This is a genomic window from Citricoccus sp. K5 (genome assembly GCF_902506195.1).
Classification (GTDB): Bacteria; Actinomycetota; Actinomycetes; order Actinomycetales; family Micrococcaceae; genus Citricoccus.
This window is the reverse complement of the sequence record NZ_LR732817.1, coordinates 1,589,428-1,606,530: the sequence shown is the minus strand read 5'-3', so window position 1 is coordinate 1,606,530 and position 17,103 is coordinate 1,589,428. Positions and strand designations below refer to the sequence as shown.

The 17,103-nt window shown below is 70.1% G+C and carries 13 protein-coding genes; 7 read left to right on the top strand and 6 right to left on the bottom strand.

What is annotated here, in order from left to right; all coding sequences use genetic code 11:
• Window positions 1-37: 37 nt before the first annotated feature.
• Both BOSE125_RS07200 and BOSE125_RS07195 read right to left on the bottom strand, forming a co-directional pair.
• The gene (locus tag BOSE125_RS07200; RefSeq protein WP_159551271.1) at window positions 38-754 is read right to left on the bottom strand and encodes a TrkA family potassium uptake protein; all 717 of its coding nucleotides are present in this window, start codon (window positions 752-754) and stop codon (window positions 38-40) included.
• Entirely contained in the window at window positions 751-1,470 is a 720-nt protein-coding gene (locus tag BOSE125_RS07195) for a TrkA family potassium uptake protein (protein ID WP_159551269.1), read from the bottom strand. The genes BOSE125_RS07200 and BOSE125_RS07195 overlap by 4 nt, the downstream gene beginning before the upstream one ends.
• 223 nt (window positions 1,471-1,693) lie before the next feature.
• On the opposite strand from BOSE125_RS07195, the gene BOSE125_RS07190 reads away from it, so the two are divergent.
• From BOSE125_RS07190 to BOSE125_RS07160, 7 genes are all read left to right on the top strand, one after another.
• The gene (locus tag BOSE125_RS07190) at window positions 1,694-3,760 is read left to right on the top strand and encodes an APC family permease (RefSeq protein ID WP_159551267.1); all 2,067 of its coding nucleotides are present in this window, start codon (window positions 1,694-1,696) and stop codon (window positions 3,758-3,760) included.
• A 21-nt stretch (window positions 3,761-3,781) separates the two neighbouring features.
• Window positions 3,782-5,248, top strand: a complete 1,467-nt coding sequence (locus BOSE125_RS07185; RefSeq protein ID WP_159551265.1) for a class I SAM-dependent RNA methyltransferase — start codon at window positions 3,782-3,784, stop codon at window positions 5,246-5,248.
• Between the two features lie 288 nt (window positions 5,249-5,536).
• On the top strand, window positions 5,537-8,236 hold the full coding sequence (gene acnA, locus BOSE125_RS07180; RefSeq protein ID WP_159551263.1) for an aconitate hydratase AcnA: 2,700 nt from the start codon (window positions 5,537-5,539) through the stop codon (window positions 8,234-8,236).
• A 164-nt stretch (window positions 8,237-8,400) separates the two neighbouring features.
• Complete coding sequence (gene dxs, locus BOSE125_RS07175) at window positions 8,401-10,437, top strand: 1-deoxy-D-xylulose-5-phosphate synthase (RefSeq protein WP_236557867.1); 2,037 nt, start codon at window positions 8,401-8,403, stop codon at window positions 10,435-10,437.
• Window positions 10,438-10,442: 5 nt separating this feature from the next.
• Entirely contained in the window at window positions 10,443-10,931 is a 489-nt protein-coding gene (locus BOSE125_RS07170; protein WP_236558155.1) for a hypothetical protein, read from the top strand.
• 76 nt (window positions 10,932-11,007) lie between these two features.
• On the top strand, window positions 11,008-11,982 hold the full coding sequence (locus BOSE125_RS07165) for an aldo/keto reductase (RefSeq protein WP_159551259.1): 975 nt from the start codon (window positions 11,008-11,010) through the stop codon (window positions 11,980-11,982).
• Window positions 11,983-12,047: 65 nt separating this feature from the next.
• The gene (locus BOSE125_RS07160; protein WP_159551257.1) at window positions 12,048-12,314 is read left to right on the top strand and encodes a PLDc N-terminal domain-containing protein; all 267 of its coding nucleotides are present in this window, start codon (window positions 12,048-12,050) and stop codon (window positions 12,312-12,314) included.
• Between the two features lie 14 nt (window positions 12,315-12,328).
• On the opposite strand, the gene BOSE125_RS07155 is transcribed toward BOSE125_RS07160, so the two are convergent.
• The 4 genes from BOSE125_RS07155 to BOSE125_RS07140 form a co-directional block, all read right to left on the bottom strand.
• On the bottom strand, window positions 12,329-12,853 hold the full coding sequence (locus tag BOSE125_RS07155) for a ubiquinol-cytochrome c reductase iron-sulfur subunit (RefSeq protein ID WP_236557866.1): 525 nt from the start codon (window positions 12,851-12,853) through the stop codon (window positions 12,329-12,331).
• An 87-nt stretch (window positions 12,854-12,940) separates the two neighbouring features.
• Window positions 12,941-15,142: a 3-hydroxyacyl-CoA dehydrogenase NAD-binding domain-containing protein gene (locus BOSE125_RS07150; RefSeq protein ID WP_159551255.1), complete on the bottom strand. Its 2,202-nt coding sequence runs from the start codon at window positions 15,140-15,142 to the stop codon at window positions 12,941-12,943.
• A 76-nt stretch (window positions 15,143-15,218) separates the two neighbouring features.
• Window positions 15,219-16,523: an HRDC domain-containing protein gene (locus BOSE125_RS07145; protein WP_371300577.1), complete on the bottom strand. Its 1,305-nt coding sequence runs from the start codon at window positions 16,521-16,523 to the stop codon at window positions 15,219-15,221.
• A complete protein-coding gene (locus tag BOSE125_RS07140) occupies window positions 16,489-17,061 on the bottom strand; it encodes a DUF3000 domain-containing protein (RefSeq protein ID WP_159554868.1) in 573 nt (190 codons plus the stop codon). The genes BOSE125_RS07145 and BOSE125_RS07140 overlap by 35 nt, the downstream gene beginning before the upstream one ends.
• Window positions 17,062-17,103: the final 42 nt, after the last annotated feature.

Genomic DNA, 17,103 nt, shown 5'->3' with positions numbered 1-17,103 from the left:
CTCTGTCTCTGTCGGCTATCGGCTTTCCCGCGGCTCTCTATCCGCGCGTCTCGCGCTGGGACAGTGATTCGCGCTGACCACGGGCCTGCCGCTCGTCCTCGGGTACCAGGACGTCCCGCAGCCGTGACTCCGCCTCCTCGGTGGCCAGGAAGAACAGTTCGTCACCCGCTTCCATGACGTCGTCGTCACTGGGGGTGATGGGGCGGGTGTCCCGGATGATGGACACCACGGAGATGTCCTCCGGCCAGGACACCGAGCCGAGCCGGCGGCCATCGGCCCAGTGTCCGGCAGGAACCGTGAACTCCACGAGCGTGGTCTGGCCAGACTTCAGCGTCAGCAGCCGCACGAGGTCACCGGTCTCCACGGCCTCCTCCACCAGGGCGGTCATGATGCGCGGCGTGGAGACGGCCACGTCCACACCCCATGCCTCATCGAAGAGCCAGTCGTTCTTCGGGTTGTTCACGCGGGCCACGGTCCGGCCCACTCCGAACTCGGACTTGGCGAGCAGGGAGACCACGAGGTTGGCCTTGTCATCGCCCGTGGCGGCCACCAGTACCTCGGCTGTCTCCAGGTGGGCTTCCTGCAGGACCGTGAGCTCGCAGGCATCCCCCATGAGCCACTTGACGCCTCGCAGCCCCGAGCGGGCGACGACCTCGGGTTTGATGTCCACCAGCAGGACCTCATGGCCGTTGGTCAGCAGTTCGCGGGCGATCGAGGAACCGACGGCGCCGGCTCCGGCAATGACGACCTTCATGCTGGGTCCACCTTTCCGCTGTCCTCGGGGCGGTCCTCCAGCAGGTCGGCACCGGTCTGTGGTCCGGCCTCCAGGGCCCGTTCGGCCTCGGATTGACCGGACACGGCCATCACGGCGTGCACGATGTCTCCCTGTTGGTAGAGGGTGCCGCCGGTGGGGACGATGCCCTCGCCCATACGGGTGACGAAGGCGATGCGGAGTCCGGCCTCGGCCTCCAGCTCGGCCAGGGGGCGCCCGATCCAGGCAGGGGAGACCCGCACCTCGGTCATGATGATCCGCCCCGAGGCGTCCCTGAAGTCTCCGGCCAGGTCTGCGTCCGGCAGGATCCGGCGCAGGACCTGGTCCGTGGACCATCGCACGGCAGCCACCGTGGGGATGCCGAGCCGCTGGTAGACCTCTGCGCGGCCCGGGTCGTAGATCCGGGCCACCACGTGCTCCACACCGAACGTCTCGCGAGCTACGCGGGCGGCGATGATATTGGAGTTGTCCCCCGAGGAGACGGCGGCGAAGGCATAGGCATCGTGGATCCGGGCCTTGGTCAGGGCGTCCCGGTCGAACCCGACGCCGGTGACCCGCTGTCCGCCGAAGTGCCGTCCCAGACGCCGGAAGGCCCGCTCGTCCTGGTCCACCACGGCGACGGTGTGGCCGCCCCGCTCCAACGTCAGGGCCAGGGAGGAACCGACGCGGCCGCAACCCATGATCACGAAGTGGGCCATCGGATTCCCTCCTGTTTCACCGGCCCGAGGCCTCGCCCTGATGGAGCGGCACGGACCCGGCTGTGCGGTCTTTCGAACGGCTGGCGCCGCCAGCGAGTCCAGTGTGCCACGGGCGCACCGCCCCCGGGCCTCGGCATGCCGTGCCGGCCTGCTCCTCGGCCGTGACGATGGTGTGGCCTGCGCGTGGGCGGAGCGGATCGGTGGGCGCGGTACCGTAGTGCGCGTGGCAAGGGTCCTGGACAGCATGCGCCGTCTCCTCGTGGGCCGGCCCTACGACACGGAGCGGTTGAACCGCCGGCCCCTGGGCCGGTTCACCGCCCTGCCCGTGTTCTCTGCGAACGCCTGGTCCTCCATCGCCTACGCCCCGGACGAGATCCTGCTGACCCTGGCACTCGGCGGCACGGCCGCCCTGGCCCTGGGTCCCGAGATCGGCGTGGCCGTGGTGGCGGTGATGCTGCTGATCGTCGTGTCCTACCGGGTGGCCATCCGGGCCTACCCCGAGGGCGGCGACTACGCGATCTCGCGGGCGAATCTCGGGCCGTGGGCGGGCCTGACCGTGGGGGCCGCCATGATGCTCGACTTCGTCTTCACGGTGGCGGTGTCCATGGCTGCCATGGCGCACTACCTCGTGGCGGCCGTCCCCGCGCTGGGAGGCGCGGAGACGGCGGTGGCCGTGGCCGGCGTCGTGGTCCTGGCCATGGCGAGCATCCGCGGTGCCGGACGCGGACGGGTGACCCCCGCCGTCCTCGCCTTCGTCTTCCTCGCCCTGCTGTTCGGCATGATCGGGGCCGGCCTCGTCCAGGACGCGGCGGGCGCCCTCGGACCGGCGACGTCGGCCGGAGTCGAGCCCGTGCCCGACTCCGCCTTCTCCGAGGGGCTGGGCGGCCTCGCGCTGGCGGTCCTGGTGCTGCGGGCGTTCTCCTCCGGCTCGGCGCTCGCCACCGGTGTGGAGGTTCCGGCCTCGAATGTGGGCGCCATGGCCAAGCCGAGGGTCCGCCTGGCCCGGTCCGTGATGCTGGCGATGGGCCTGACGGCCGGCGCGTCCACGATCGGGGTGATGTACCTGGCAGACCGCACCGGGGTGGTGTTCGTCCTGGACCCCTCCGGACTGCAGGCCGTCGGCGGCGGCCCGGTGCCCGGGGACTATGTGCAGAATCCCGTGCTGGCCCAGCTGGCCAACGCGATCCTGGGCCACGGCGGGCTCCTGGCCGGCGCCCTGATCCTGATGGTCGCGGTGCTGTTGGTGCTGGCCGGCCACTCGGCGTTCAAGTCGTTCCCGGAGCTGGCCTCACGGCTGGCGGCGGACGGCTACCTGCCCCGCCAGCTGCTCACCCGTGGTGACCGCCTGGGGTACACCAACGGCGTCGTGCTGCTGGCCCTGGCCGCACTGGCCCTCGTGGTCGCCTTTCAGGCCCAGACCGCACTGCTCGTCCAGCTCTACGTCATCGGCGTCTTCCTGTCCTTCACCATCAGCCAACTGGGCATGGTGCGGCACTGGAGCAGTCAGCTCGCGCACACGCCCGGAGTCCGAGCCCGCCAGGCCGTCCGGACGCGGCGGCTGGTGAACCTGGTGGGACTCGTGGTCACCGCCCTGGTGGCACTGGTGGTCCTCGTGACGCGGTTCGGCCAGGGGGCCTGGGTGGCCCTGCTGGCGATCGCGGCGATGGTGTTCGTGATGTCCCGGATCCGGGGTCACTACGAGGCGGTCGCCTCTGAGCTCGACCTGACCTCGACCGAGGATGCGCGGGCGCTGCCCTCCCGGGTCCATGCCGTCATCCTGGTGATGTCCGTCCAGCGGCCCACGCTGCGGGCTCTGGCCTATGCCCGCGCCTCACGGCCCTCCAGCCTGGAGGCCGTCGTGGTGGATCTGGACAAGCAGTCCACCGGCAAGCTGGTGACGGCCTGGGACCGGCTCGGCCTGCCGGTGCCGATCACGGTGCTGGCCTCCCCCTACCGGGAGATGTCCGAGCCCCTGATCCGCCACCTGCGGGCCCTGCGGCGCACCTCGCCACGGGACCTGATGGTCGTCTACATCCCCGAATACGTCGTCAACGGTGGCTGGCAGGCCCTCCTGCACAACCGGACCACCAAGCGAATCAAGGCGCGCCTGCACCACGAGCCCGGTGTCATGGTCGCCTCGGTGCCGTGGCAGTTGGCGACGACGCGGCGTGGGGCGGGCACGTCGCCCCGGACCGGCACACCCGCCCCGCCCACCGGACCCTGGACCGGCCCAGTAGAGTCTGGGGTACAGGGCAACGGATCCCCGGCCGATCAGGCCGACCGCCCATGACTGCTCAGGAGGACGGCGAGGATGACCACCATCCGCGACACCAGCAATGTTGACGTAGCCCGCCAGCCGGTGCACGGTGCATCCGGGACGGCAGGGTTGCCGGAGATGCCCCAGATCCTCGAACTGGAGGCGGGGCCGATGGCCCACGGAGGCCACTGCGTGGCCCGGCATGAGGGGCGCGTGGTGTTCGTCCGCCACGCCATCCCCGGCGAGGTGGTCCGCGCCGTCGTCACCGAGGCGGGGGAGGGGGCCAGGTTCTGGCGTGCGGACGCCGTCGAGGTGCTCCACGGCTCCGAGTTCCGCCGGACCCACCAGTGGAAGCTGGCCGATTCCCTGCGCGCGCACGCGGCAGGCCGGCTGCCCGTGGGCGGTGCCGAGTACGGGCACATCGTGCTGCCGCATCAGCGGCGCCTCAAGGCCCAGGTGTTCCGGGACACCGTGGCCCGGATCGCCGGGCTCCAACTCGAGGTGCACGTCACCGGGGCGCCGGGGGACGATCCGTCCGGCCTGCACTGGCGCACCCGCAACGCCTTCGCCGTGACACCTACCGGCCGGCTGGCCATGCACGCGCACCGCTCCACCGTGTTGGTACCGGTCCGGAACATGCCCCTCGGCGTGCCGGGCCTGGACGCCCTCAAGCTCTGGGAACTGGACTTCACCGGCCTCTCCCGGGTGGACGTGGCCACGCCCGCCTCCGGCGAGTCGGCCCTGGTGCTGCTCACCCCCGCTGACGGTGCCGACGTGTCCCAGCTGGGCGGCCGCATGCACCGGCAGACCAGCCGGCTGCCGGAGGGCACCTCCGTGGCGCTGATCGTGCCGGGCGAGACCCCGAACGACCGGCCAGAGATACACCGCCTGCGCGGCCGGACCTGGACCCAGGAGACAGTGGCCAGTGTCCGCGGGTCCGAACACGCCTTCCGGATCACCGGGGACGGCTTCTGGCAGGTCCACCGTTCGGCTCCCTCCATGCTGGTCGACGCCGTGCTCGCGGCGGCCGACCCGCAGCCCGGACAGGTGATCGCCGACCTGTACGCCGGTGCCGGACTGTTCTCCGCGTTCCTGGCCGACCGGGTCGGGACCGAGGGGCTGGTGCTGTCCGTGGAGGCCGCACCGGGAGCCAGCCGGGACGCCCGGCGCAACCTCCACGGGGTCACCCAGGCGGCCGTGCTCAACGGCATGACCGACCGGGTACTGGGCGGCTGGCTGTCCAAGCCGGACCAGCCGGTCGCCGATTGCGGCCTGGGTGGGCACTCGGTCGACACGGTGGTGCTCGACCCGCCACGGGCGGGCGCAGGCAAGACTGCCGTGGAACGGATCCACCGACTGGACCCGGAGAGGATCGTCTACGTCTCCTGCGATCCCGCGTCCTTCGCCCGCGACCTGGGGCTGTTGTCCCAGGCCGGCTGGACCGCGGCGAAGGTCGACGTCTATGACCTGTACCCGGACACCCACCACATGGAATCCGTGGCCCTGCTCACGAAGTCCTGAGCACGGTGCCGGAGTCAGGAAAGCACGCTGCTCCGTCAAGAACGCCATAAATCAACCCGTCACGCATGACATCTGCGCGGGTGAAGCGCGGGATCCTGCCTTCCCTCGGGATAGGATGGTGAACGAGCCCCCTGTGACGGAGTCGTCAGACTCCGGCCCAGGATCGGCATGTGGCCGCCACCATCGGTCCGGGACCGCCCGCACGCGGTGCCGGAAGGCCCGGTGGAACGGCAATGGCACTCAAGACCGGCCAATCGCCCTGACCCAGGGCGGGAAGAGGAGTCCTCCGTGACTACTGTTGACAGCTTCGGCTCCAAGGGCGTCCTGGACGTCAATGGCGCCGAGTACGAGATTTTCAGGCTCAACAAGGTGGAGGGTGCACAGAAGCTCCCCTATTCCTTGAAGGTCCTGTTGGAGAACCTGCTCCGGACCGAGGACGGCGCGAACGTGACCGCCGAGTCCATCAAGGCACTGGCGTCCTGGGACCCGACCGCACAGCCGGACACCGAGATCCAGTTCACCCCCGCACGCGTCCTCATGCAGGACTTCACCGGCGTGCCCTGCGTCGTGGACCTCGCCACCATGCGTGAGGCCATCAAGGACCTCGGTGGCGACGCCAACCGCGTGAACCCGCTCGCCCCGGCCGAGCTCGTGATCGACCACTCCGTGCAGATCGACTCCTTCGGCAACGACCAGGCCATCGAGCGCAACATGGACATCGAGTACCAGCGCAACGGTGAGCGGTACCAGTTCCTGCGCTGGGGCCAGACTGCCTTCGACGACTTCAAGGTCGTCCCCCCGGGCATGGGCATCGTCCACCAGGTCAACATCGAGAACCTCGCCCGCACCGTCATGACCCGTGAGGTCGACGGCGTCCTGCGCGCCTACCCGGACTCCTGCGTCGGCACCGACTCCCACACCACCATGGTCAACGGCCTCGGTGTGCTGGGCTGGGGCGTCGGCGGCATCGAGGCCGAGGCAGCGATGCTCGGCCAGCCGGTCTCCATGCTCATCCCGCGCGTCGTCGGCTTCAAGCTGACCGGATCCATCCCGGCCGGTGCCACCGCCACCGACGTGGTGCTGACCATCACCGAGATGCTGCGCCACCATGGCGTGGTCGGCAAGTTCGTCGAGTTCTACGGTGAGGGCGTCGGCTCCGTGCCGCTGGCCAACCGCGCGACCATCGGCAACATGTCCCCGGAGTTCGGTTCCACGGCGGCCATGTTCCCGATCGACCAGGTCACCCTGGACTACCTGCGCCTGACCGGCCGCTCCGAGGAGAACATCGCCCTCGTCGAGGCCTACACCAAGGAACAGGGCCTTTGGCACAACGCGGACGATGAGGTGCAGTACTCCGAGTACCTCGAGCTGGACCTGGGCACCGTGGTGCCCTCGATCTCCGGCCCGAAGCGCCCGCAGGATCGCATCCAGCTGACCGACGCCAAGGACCAGTTCCGCAAGGACATCCACAACTACGCCACGGAGGACGAGACCGGCTCCGGCCGTCCGTCCAAGTCGGTGGACGTGGCCATGGAGGACGGCCGTGAGTTCCATCTGGACCACGGTGCGGTCTCGATCGCCTCCATCACCTCCTGCACCAACACCTCCAACCCCTCGGTGATGATGGCCGCCGCGGTGCTGGCCCGCAACGCCGTGGAGAAGGGCCTCACCTCGAAGCCCTGGGTGAAGACCTCCGTGGCCCCCGGCTCACGCGTCGTCACCGAGTACTACGAGAAGTCCGGGTTGGTCCCCTCGCTGAACGCGCTGGGCTTCAACATCGTCGGCTACGGCTGCACCACCTGCATCGGCAACTCCGGTCCGTTGGAGTCCGAGATCGCCCAGGCCATCCAGGACAACGACCTGTCCGTGACCTCGGTGCTCTCGGGCAACCGCAACTTCGAGGGCCGCATCAACCCGGACGTGAAGATGAACTACCTGGCTTCTCCGCCACTGGTGGTCGCCTACGCGCTGGCCGGCACCATGGACTTCGACTTCGAGAATGATCCGCTGGGTCAGGATGCCGAAGGCCAGGACGTGTTCCTGAAGGACATCTGGCCGGACCCGACCGAGGTCCAGGAGATCATCGACCGCTCGATCGACACCGAGATGTTCACCCGGGAGTACGGCACCATCTTTGACGGTGACCACCGTTGGAAGGCGCTGGAGACCCCTGAGGGTGACACCTTCGCGTGGGACGCCGAGTCGACCTACGTCCGCAAGCCCCCGTACTTCGAGGGCATGCAGGCCCAGCCGGAGCCGGTCCAGGACATCGAGGGCGCCCGGGTGCTGCTCAAGCTCGGCGACTCCGTGACCACCGACCACATCTCCCCGGCCGGTTCCTTCAAGTCGGACACCCCGGCCGGAAAGTACCTGCTGGAGAACGGCGTGGAGCGCAAGGACTTCAACTCCTACGGCTCCCGCCGTGGCAACCACGAGGTGATGATCCGCGGCACGTTCGCGAACATCCGCATCAAGAACCAGCTCCTGGACGGCGTGGAGGGCGGCTTCACCCGCGACTTCACCCAGGACGGCGCCCCGCAGGCCTACGTCTACGACGCCGCCCAGAACTACCAGGACGCCGGCACCCCGCTGGTCGTCCTGGCCGGCAAGGAGTACGGTTCCGGCTCGTCCCGCGACTGGGCGGCCAAGGGCACCGCGCTGCTGGGCGTCAAGGCCGTCATCACCCAGTCCTTCGAGCGCATCCACCGCTCGAACCTGATCGGCATGGGCGTGCTGCCGCTGCAGTTCCCCGAGGGCGAGTCCGCGGACACCCTCGGCCTGGACGGCACCGAGACCTTCGCCATCTCCGGCGTGACGGCCCTGAACGAGGGCACCACCCCGAAGACGGTCAAGGTCGCCGCCACCCACGTGAACGGCAAGGTCACCGAGTTCGACGCGGTCGTCCGCATCGACACCCCCGGTGAGGCCGACTACTACCGCAACGGCGGCATCCTGCAGTACGTGCTGCGCCAGATCGCGACCAAGTGATCGTCAGCCGGCTCCCCGCACCGGGGGACCGGCGGTAGAGAGGACCGAAGGGCCGAACCCCCACACGGGGGTCCGGCCCTTCGTCCTCTGGTGGGCCCCGCCGCGCGGTATTCTGGTGGGAGCTGTTGTGATAATCCCTCCCCGGCCGAAAGGACCGCTTGCCCGTGGGCCTTCTCGAAACGATCCATACCCCGCAGGACCTCACCCGCCTCACCGGTGGTCAGCTGCGGCAGTTGGCCGAGGAGATCCGCAGCTTCCTCATCGCCAACGTCTCCCGCACCGGCGGCCACCTCGGCCCCAATCTCGGTGTGGTCGAGCTGACCCTGGCGATCCACCGGGTCTTCGACTCGCCCCGGGACGCCGTCATCTTCGACACCGGGCACCAGTCCTACGTGCACAAGCTCGTCACCGGTCGCCAGGACTTCTCCACGCTGCGTCAGGAGGGCGGGCTCTCCGGCTACGGGGACCGCGGCGAGTCCGTGCATGACGTGGTGGAGTCTTCCCACGCCTCCTCGTCCCTGTCCTGGGCGGACGGGATCTCCCGCGCCTGGGCACTGCGCGGGGACGGGGACCGCTCCGTGGTGGCCGTGATCGGCGATGGTGCCCTGACGGGCGGCATGGCCTGGGAGGCCATCAACAACATCGCCGCGGACCGTAACCGGCGCGTCGTGATCGTGGTCAATGACAACGGACGCTCCTACGCGCCGACCGTCGGCGGGCTCGCCAACCAGCTCTCGGGGCTGCGCAGGGCCTTCCTGGACAAGCTCCGCACCCACCGCAGCTACGAGGACACCCTCGACTTCTGGAAGTCCCGGCTGCAGACCTCCGGGACGGCCGGGCGGTTCGTGTACAAGTCCCTGCATGCCACGAAGAAGGGCATCAAGGACTGGTGGGCTCCCCAGGGCCTGTTCGAGGACCTGGGGATGAAGTACATCGGCCCCATCAACGGACATGACCAGGCAGAGCTCGAGGAGGCGCTGGCGGACGCCAAGAACTACGCCGGCCCCGTGATCGTGCATGCCATGACCGAGAAGGGGCACGGCTACGCCCCGGCGGTGGCCCACCAGGATGACCAGTTCCACGCCATCGGCAGGATCGACCCGGAGACGGGCGAGCCGGTGGCCTCCAGCTCCGGCCCCTCGTGGACGTCCGTGTTCGGCCAGGAGATCTGCGCGATCGCGGACGAGCGCGAGGACATCGTGGCCATCACCGCGGCCATGAAGATCCCCGTCGGTCTGGGGCTCATGGCCGAGAAGCATCCGCAGCGCGTCTACGACGTCGGGATCGCCGAGCAGCATGCTGTCACCTCGGCCGCCGGCATGGCCTTCGGCGGACTGCATCCCGTGGTCGCCGTGTACGCCACCTTCCTCAACCGTGCCTTCGACCAGGTCCTGATGGACGTCGGCCTGCACCGGGCCGGGGTCACGTTCGTCCTGGACCGGGCCGGCGTCACCGGGCCGGACGGGCCCAGCCACCACGGCATGTGGGACCTGGCCCTGCTGCAGTCCGTGCCCACCCTGCGCATCGCCGCACCCCGGGATGCCCAGCGGCTCCGGGAGGAACTGCGGGAGGCCGTCTCCGTGGAGGATGCGCCCACGGTCGTGCGGTTCTCGAAGGGGTCCGTGGGGCCGGAGATCGCCGCGCTGGAACGGCTCGCGGACGGCGTGGACCTGCTGGTCCGCCTCGGAGGCGCCTCCGAGGAGCCAGGGGCGGAACGCGATGTCCTGATCGTCGCCGTCGGGACCATGGCCGAGCTGGGCTTGGACGTGGCCGCCCGGTTGGCCGACCAGGGTATCTCCGCCACCGTCATCGACCCACGGTGGGTGCTTCCCGTGCAGGAATCCGTGATCGAGATGGCCTCCCGCCACCGAATCGTCGTCTGCATCGAGGACGGGGTGAAGGCCGGGGGCGTCGGCTCGCGGATCCGCCAGGAGATGCGCGCCCGCGGCGTGGACACGGCGCTCAACGAGGTCGGACTGCCGGTGGAGTTCCTGGCCCACGCCTCCCGGGACCAGGTGCTTGAGCGCACCGGCCTGACGGCACGGCGCATCGCCCAGGACACGGTGGCCCAGGTTCTCGGCACGAAGGTGCCGTTTGCGCGGCCGCTGACGGGTCAGATGAGTCAGGTCCGGGCGGCCGGGGACACTGGCGGCAAGGATGTCAACACGGGCCAGATCCCGTCAACGGAGGGCAACTCTTGAGCATTGTGCGTACCTACCGGCGGTCCGAGCAGGACGGCCAGCAACGTCTGGACTACCGCGAGGCGTGGTTCGCCCCCGGCAGCGGGGAGGTGGTGGTCCACCACGGCCGGATCGGCAGCACGGGCACGACGTCGGCCGAGCAGGTCGCGGACGACGCCACCGGTGAGGAGCTGCTCGCCGGCTTCGCCGCGCAGTGCGCGGAGGACGGCTTCGCCGTTCTCCCGGAGGAGGAGCTGAAGCACGTCGAGGTGTCCTACCGGCTGAAGGGCGCGGAGCCGACGTCGGTGGAGACCGCCCTGGTGGCCAAGCTGCGCGGTGAGATCACGAATCAGCTGGCCTGGCGCGGGCTGGGTGAGGTCGTGGAAGAACGCTCGGAGTCCGGCCGAGTTGTCTTGGACGTGGCCACGCCGCACCCGCGCAAGGCGGCCGCCGAAATCCCGGCCGCCGCCAAGTTCGCCGGCGTCCAGCCCTCCCGCGTCACCACCTCCCGCTGAATCTGCCCTTGAAGCGGAGCTGCTGCGGCCCCCGGGCCGTGGCCCGCCGACCCCACCACTCGAAGGATTGAATCCCATGGAACACCGCCGTCTCGGGCGCTCCGGCCTGGCCGTCTCCGTCGTCGGGCTGGGGTGCAACAACCTCGGCCGCCCCGGCACCGTGACGGAGGGCCAGGAGGGGACGGACGCGGTCGTGCACGCGGCCCTGGACGCCGGGGTGACGTTGTTCGACGTGGCGGACACCTACGGGGCGAGCCCCGGCTTGAGCGAGGAGCGGCTGGGCCGGGCCCTGGGCGCCCGGCGTGAGGAGATCGTCCTGGCCACCAAGTTCGGCATGGACATGGGTGGCGTCAACGGCAACGACTTCGGGGCCCGCGGCTCGCGCCGGTACATCGTCAAGGCCGTGGAGGCCTCGCTGCGGCGGCTGGGCACGGACTGGATCGACCTGTACCAGTTCCACACCCCGGATGACGCGACGCCGATCGAGGAGACCCTCTCCGCCCTGGACGACCTGGTGCGCTCGGGCAAGGTGCGGTACATCGGTCATTCCAACCGGGCCGGATGGCAGATCGCCGAGGCCGAGTTCGTGGCCCGCGAGCTCGGGACCGAGACGTTCATCTCCGCCCAGAACCACTACAACCTGCTGGACCGCCGGGCCGAGCTCGAGGTCCTGCCCGCGGCGAGGGCCTTCGGGCTCGGGGTGCTGCCGTACTTCCCGCTGGCCAACGGACTGCTCACGGGCAAGTACTCCTCCGGCAGGGCGCCCGAGGGCTCGAGGCTGACGCACAGCCGCCAGCAACTGGTCGCGGACGCGGACCTGGACCAGCTCGCGCGGTACGGTGACTTCGCCCGGGAACGGGGCCTCTCCGAGGTGGACCTGGCCTTCTCCTGGCTGGCCGCCCAGGAGCCGGTCACCTCCGTGATCGCCGGGGCCACCCGGCCGGAGCAGGTCCGCCAGAACGCCGAGGCCATCCGCTGGGTGCCCACAGCCGCCGAGCGCGCCGAGCTGGATGAGATCTTCCCGGCCGCCGCGAAGATCGCCCTGTTCTAGTGTTATCCGGTCTCCTGAGAACTGGTCTCATAGGCGCCGCCGGGTCGACGCTCGGCCTCAACGCCGTGGAGATCCTGCTCTGGATCGTGGTCATCGCCGTGGTAGGGATGCTGGTGTGGTCCCTGGTCTCCCTGTCCCACTCTCCCCTGGACCCGGGGCGGCGCATCCCGTGGGCCTTCTTGATGTTCCTGCTGCCCGTGCTGGGACCGGCGGTGTGGCTGTGGTGGCGGTTCTACTACTACCCGCGGCGCAAGGCCGAGCAGCCATCCTGGGACCCCAACAGCCGCGAGGTCATCGTCAACCCACCGCGGCGTCCGAACGCGGGGAACTAGCCCGACTGGGCCACCTACAGCGTCACGAGGACCTGGTCACCGTCCACGGTGGCCGTGTATGCGGTCAGCGGCTTCTGTGCCGGTCCGCCGTAGGGGGCTCCGGTGGCCACGTCGAAGTGCGAACCGTGGCACGGGCAGGCGAACACCTCCTCGCCGTTCTCCGTGGCGGGGGCCACGGTGCAGCCCTGGTGCGTGCAGACGGCCGAGAAGGCATGCACCTCGTCCTCCGCCGGCCTGCTGATCAACAGGGTCCGGCCCTCGACCATGACGCTGGTCATCCCGCCGACGGGCAGGTCCGCCAGGTCGATGGCCGGGGTCGGGGAACCGCCCACGTGGTGAGAGGGAGCGTTGTCCTCGGCGCGGATCTCGTCCGTGCACGCCGTCAGTCCGACGGTGCCGACCATCCCCACCGCGCCGAGCAGCGCGCCGCGTTCCAGGAAGGACCTGCGGGAGGGGCCGCAGCCGCCGCAGGGGGCGCCGGCGTCGTGCTGGTCCTGCGGTCCGGTGGATCCGGTGGAGGAGTGGGGAGCGGAAGTCATCCCTCCATTATCCGTCGGCAGCGGCCGGACGGCGAGCAGCCCGGCGTCGGTGTCGTCCGCTTGTGTGCTGGCACTGAGAAGTGCTCGTCAGGCGTGGAACCGCCGTCCGTTGACCCGCTCCGAGGCCCCCACCTGGTCGAGGTACGGGGTGATGCCGCCCAGGTGCATGGGCCAGCCGGCGCCGAGGATCATGCACAGGTCGATATCCTCGGCATCCGCCACGACCCCCTCGTCCAGCATGAGGCCGATCTCCTGGGCCAGCGCGTCCTGGACGCGGGCCAGCAGCTCCTCCGCGGTCTCGGGGGAGTCGCCGAACTCCAGGACCGCCCGGGTCTCGGCGGGGATGACCTCCTGGCCGTGATCCTGGTCTTCCCCCTGACGCGCCCATAGGGACGGGATGCCGGCATCGATGAGCGACTGCAGGTTCTTCGACACCGGGAACCGCTCGTCCCCGAAGGCGGAGTTGAGGGACTCAGTGACATGCTGGGCCACCGGGATGCCCACCATGGAGAGCAGGGTGAACGGCGTCATCGGCAGGGCCATCGGATCCAGGGCGTGGTCCGCCACAGTGGCCTCCGTGCCCTGGTCGAAGGAGTGCTGGACCTCGCCCATCATCCGCAGCAGGATGCGGTTGACCACGAAGGCGGCGGCATCCTGCACCAGCACGGCGGTCTTGCCCAGACCCCGGGCGGTGGCGAAGGCGGTGGCCAGTACCGGGTCAGTGGTGGCTGGCCCGCGGACGATCTCCACCAGGGGCATCACGGCCACGGGGTTGAAGAAGTGGAAGCCGACCAGCCGCTCGGGATGCTCCAGTCCGGAGGCCATCTCGGTCACGGACAGGGAGGAGGTGTTGGTGGCCAGGATGCATTCAGGGGTGACGACGGCCTCGACCTCGGCCAGCACCGCCTTCTTGACGCCCATCTCCTCGAAGACGGCCTCGATCACCAGGTCGGCATCGGCGTAGACGTCCTTGGCAACGGAGCCGGTCACCAGGGACTTCAGCGCCTCCCCGTGGCCGGCGGGCAGCCTGCCCTTGGCCACCAGCGCGTCCACCTGCCCGTGCACGTGGCCGAGTCCGCGGTCCACGCGAGCCTGGTCGACATCCGTCATGACCACCGGGACCTGCAGCCTCTGCGCGAAGACCAGCGCCAGTTGGCCGGCCATGAGACCGGCCCCCACCACCCCGACCTTCCGGACCGGACGGGCCAGTTCGGGGGAGGGGGCGCCAGCCGGCTTCTTGGAGCGCTTCTGGACCACGTCCAGGAAGGCGTAGACGGTGTGGGCGAACTCGGGGGTCAGCATCAGCTCACCCAGCGCGTCGGCCTCGGCGGCGGCCGATTCGTCCCGGGTCCAGTGACGGCCGGCGGCGAAGAGCTCCACGACCTTCGCCGGTGCCGGCACGTATCCGCCGGTCTTGGCGGCCACGATCGCCTGGCCCTCGGCGATGGCCTCGTCCCAGGCCCGGTCGGAGTGGTCGCGGTCCCGCTGCTGCTCCAACGCGGCCACGGTGGCGGCATCCCCGGTCAGGATCCGGGCCGCCCAGGCCGTCGAGGCCTCGATGAACACGGCCGTGTCGGCAGGATCGGTGGCGGGATCGAAGATCACGTCCGCCAGGCCGATGCGGTGGGCGGTGCGGCCGTCAATGTTGCGGTTGTTCGCCAGCGGGTTCTTGATCATCACCGTCAGGGCGTCCTTCGGGCCGGTGAGCCGCGGGGTCTTCCACACGCCGCCCCAGCCGGGTACCAGGCCGATGAAGGCCTCCGGCAGGCCCAGGCCCTTTGCGGCGGAGGAGACGGTCCGGTAATTGGCCGCCAGAGCGATCTCCAGACCGCCACCGAGCGCCACGCCGTTGATGAACGCGAAGGAGGGCACCGGGAAGTCTGACAGGCCGTTGTAGACCTCGTGCCCGAGCCGGCCCAGCAGGACGCCGTCCTGCGGGTCGGTGAGCCGGTTGATGGCCCCCAGGTCAGCACCGGCGACCAGGAAGCCGGCCTTGCCCGTGACGGCGACGGCGGCGATCTCGCCGCGGTGTGCGCGTTCGGCCTGGGCCTCGAGCACCTGGCCGATCCCGATCAGGGAATTCGGGCCCAGGGTCGTGGGGCGCCGGGGGCCGGCGTCATTGTCCAGGACCAGGAGCGCCAGGGTCCCGGCGCCGTCGGGGAGGGCGACATCCGTCACCGTGGCCCGCGTGAGGATTTCGTCCGGGAATCGTGCGGCGAGGCCGCGGTACGGCGCGAACCGGTCTCCGTTCGCGTCGGTGGTGGACGTCGGGACGACTGGCTCGGACATGCTGCTCCTGAGTGGGAGGGACGGGCGTTGACGCCATCGTATCGGAACTCATGACCAGCGAATAGGGGACTGAGTTTCAGGCTGGGTCGGGATCCAGCAGTGCCACCGTCACGATCGGTGCCACGGCAGTCACCTGCCACGGACGGGCGCCGAGTCCGGCCAGGGCGGCCGAGACCGAGTCCAGGTCGATCGTCTCCGGAGGCGTCCAGCACAGCCGCCGCAGGGTATCCGGCGTCAGCAGATTCTCCGTGGGCAGCTGCAGCTCGTCGGCTCGGTTGCCGACCCAGGCCTTCGCGGTCTTCAGCCGGCGGTCGGCCAAGGGGTTGCGATCCCGCCAGGCGCGCGGTGGGGGCGGGCCGTCATTCGGCAGGTGCAGCGGGGGCAGCCCGGCCCTGCTCTGCGCGGCGGCCTGCCCGGCCTGGATGGCCCGGATCCAGCGGGGGCCCTCCTTGGCGGCGGCACGGCCGTGGAAGCCCTGCGTCTTCAGCAGGGCGGGCACGGTGGTCGGCTGGCTGGCGGCGGCAGCCACGATCGCCGCGTCCGGGATCAGGCGTCCGGGTGCCACATCCCGGTTCTGGGCCAGGGCCTCCCGGGTCTCCCAGAGCTCCCGCACCACGGCGAGCTGTTCCGGTTTGCGCAATCGGTGCATGCCCGAGGTACGGCGCCAGGGATCCTTGCGCGGGCCGGGCAGCGGAGCCTTGCGGATCGCCTCGAACTCCTGGTTCGCCCAGTCCAGCTTGCCGGCCTCGGTCAGCATCATGATCATCGCGGCGCGCAGCTCGACCAGCAGCTCCACGTCCAGGGCGGCGTACCGCATCCAGTCCTCCGGCAGCGGCCGCTTGGACCAGTCCGCGGCAGAGTGCTCCTTGGCCAGGGTGACACCGAGGAGCTGTTCCAGGACGGAGGCGAGCCCCACGCGGGGGAGTCCGAGCAGACGCCCGGCCAGCTCGGTGTCGAACAACCGATCCGGCCACATTCCCAGCTCGGAGAGGCAGGGCAGGTCCTGGCTGGCCGCGTGCAGGATCCACTCGACCCCGCTCAGGGAGTCCTGGATGATGTTCAGGTCTTCGAAGGCCTCGGGGTCGATGAGCCAGATCCCGGCACCCTCGCGCTTGATCTGGACCAGGAAGGCCCGCTGGCCGTAGCGGAAGCCGGAGGCCCGCTCGGCGTCCACGGCCACGGGACCGGTACCGGCCTTCAGGAGCCGAGCACACCGCTCCAGTTCCTGCCGGGAGTTCGTGACGAAGGGGATGCCGCCGGCCGGCTCAGTGAGGAGCCGGGGCGGTTCGGGGGCGGTGGCCTCCGTCAGGTCCTCTTCCGGGGTGGCGCTGGTGTCCGCAGTGATGTCAGTTCCTCCTGATGCGCGGCAAGGGTGTGACACCGTCCGGGACCGGCGGCAGCCCGGCGAAGGCACAGACCATGTCCGCCCAGGCCTCCAGATGATCGGTGCTGTCCGGGCCCTCGGGTGTCCAGGAGGCCCGCAATTCGATGTCGATGGTGTCCGGGCGGGTGGCCAGGCCGCCGAAACTCTCGGACAGCACCCGGGTGGCGGTCCCTCCCGCCTCCGTGTACCTGGCCCGGTGGGTCTCGAGGGCCTCCACCAGCCAGGTCCAGGCCACGGCGCCGACCATGGGGTCGTTGCCGAGATCTGACTCCAGGGAGGCCCGGATGTAGGTCACCACCCGGAACGTGCCCTTCCATACCGGGGAACCGGCGGGATCGTGCAACAGGACGAACCGGCCGGTGGCCAGTTCGGGCCGGCCCTCCGCTGCCGGATCGTGGACCTCAGCCGCCAGGGCCACGGCGAAGGGGGCGAGGCGACCCGGGGCGGGAATCTCATCCAGGGTGATCTCCTGCCGGTGCCGCGCACGGCGCAACCCGGACAACGCCTCACGGAACTCTCCGGGAAGGCGTCGCATCTCTGCGGGGCGGTGGCCAAGGGCAGTCACGCAACCAAGGTT

Bases quoted from the DNA above. Each gene is read 5' to 3' on its own strand.
- BOSE125_RS07200 (WP_159551271.1), bottom strand. From the start codon at position 754: ATGAAGGTCGTCATTGCCGGAGCCGGCGCCGTCGGTTCCTCGATCGCC.
- BOSE125_RS07195 (WP_159551269.1), bottom strand. From the start codon at position 1,470: ATGGCCCACTTCGTGATCATGGGTTGCGGCCGCGTCGGTTCCTCCCTG.
- BOSE125_RS07185 (WP_159551265.1), top strand. From the start codon at position 3,782: ATGACCACCATCCGCGACACCAGCAATGTTGACGTAGCCCGCCAGCCG.
- BOSE125_RS07165 (WP_159551259.1), top strand. From the start codon at position 11,008: ATGGAACACCGCCGTCTCGGGCGCTCCGGCCTGGCCGTCTCCGTCGTC.
- BOSE125_RS07155 (WP_236557866.1), bottom strand. From the start codon at position 12,853: ATGACTTCCGCTCCCCACTCCTCCACCGGATCCACCGGACCGCAGGAC.
- BOSE125_RS07150 (WP_159551255.1), bottom strand. From the start codon at position 15,142: ATGTCCGAGCCAGTCGTCCCGACGTCCACCACCGACGCGAACGGAGAC.
- BOSE125_RS07140 (WP_159554868.1), bottom strand. From the start codon at position 17,061: ATGCGACGCCTTCCCGGAGAGTTCCGTGAGGCGTTGTCCGGGTTGCGC.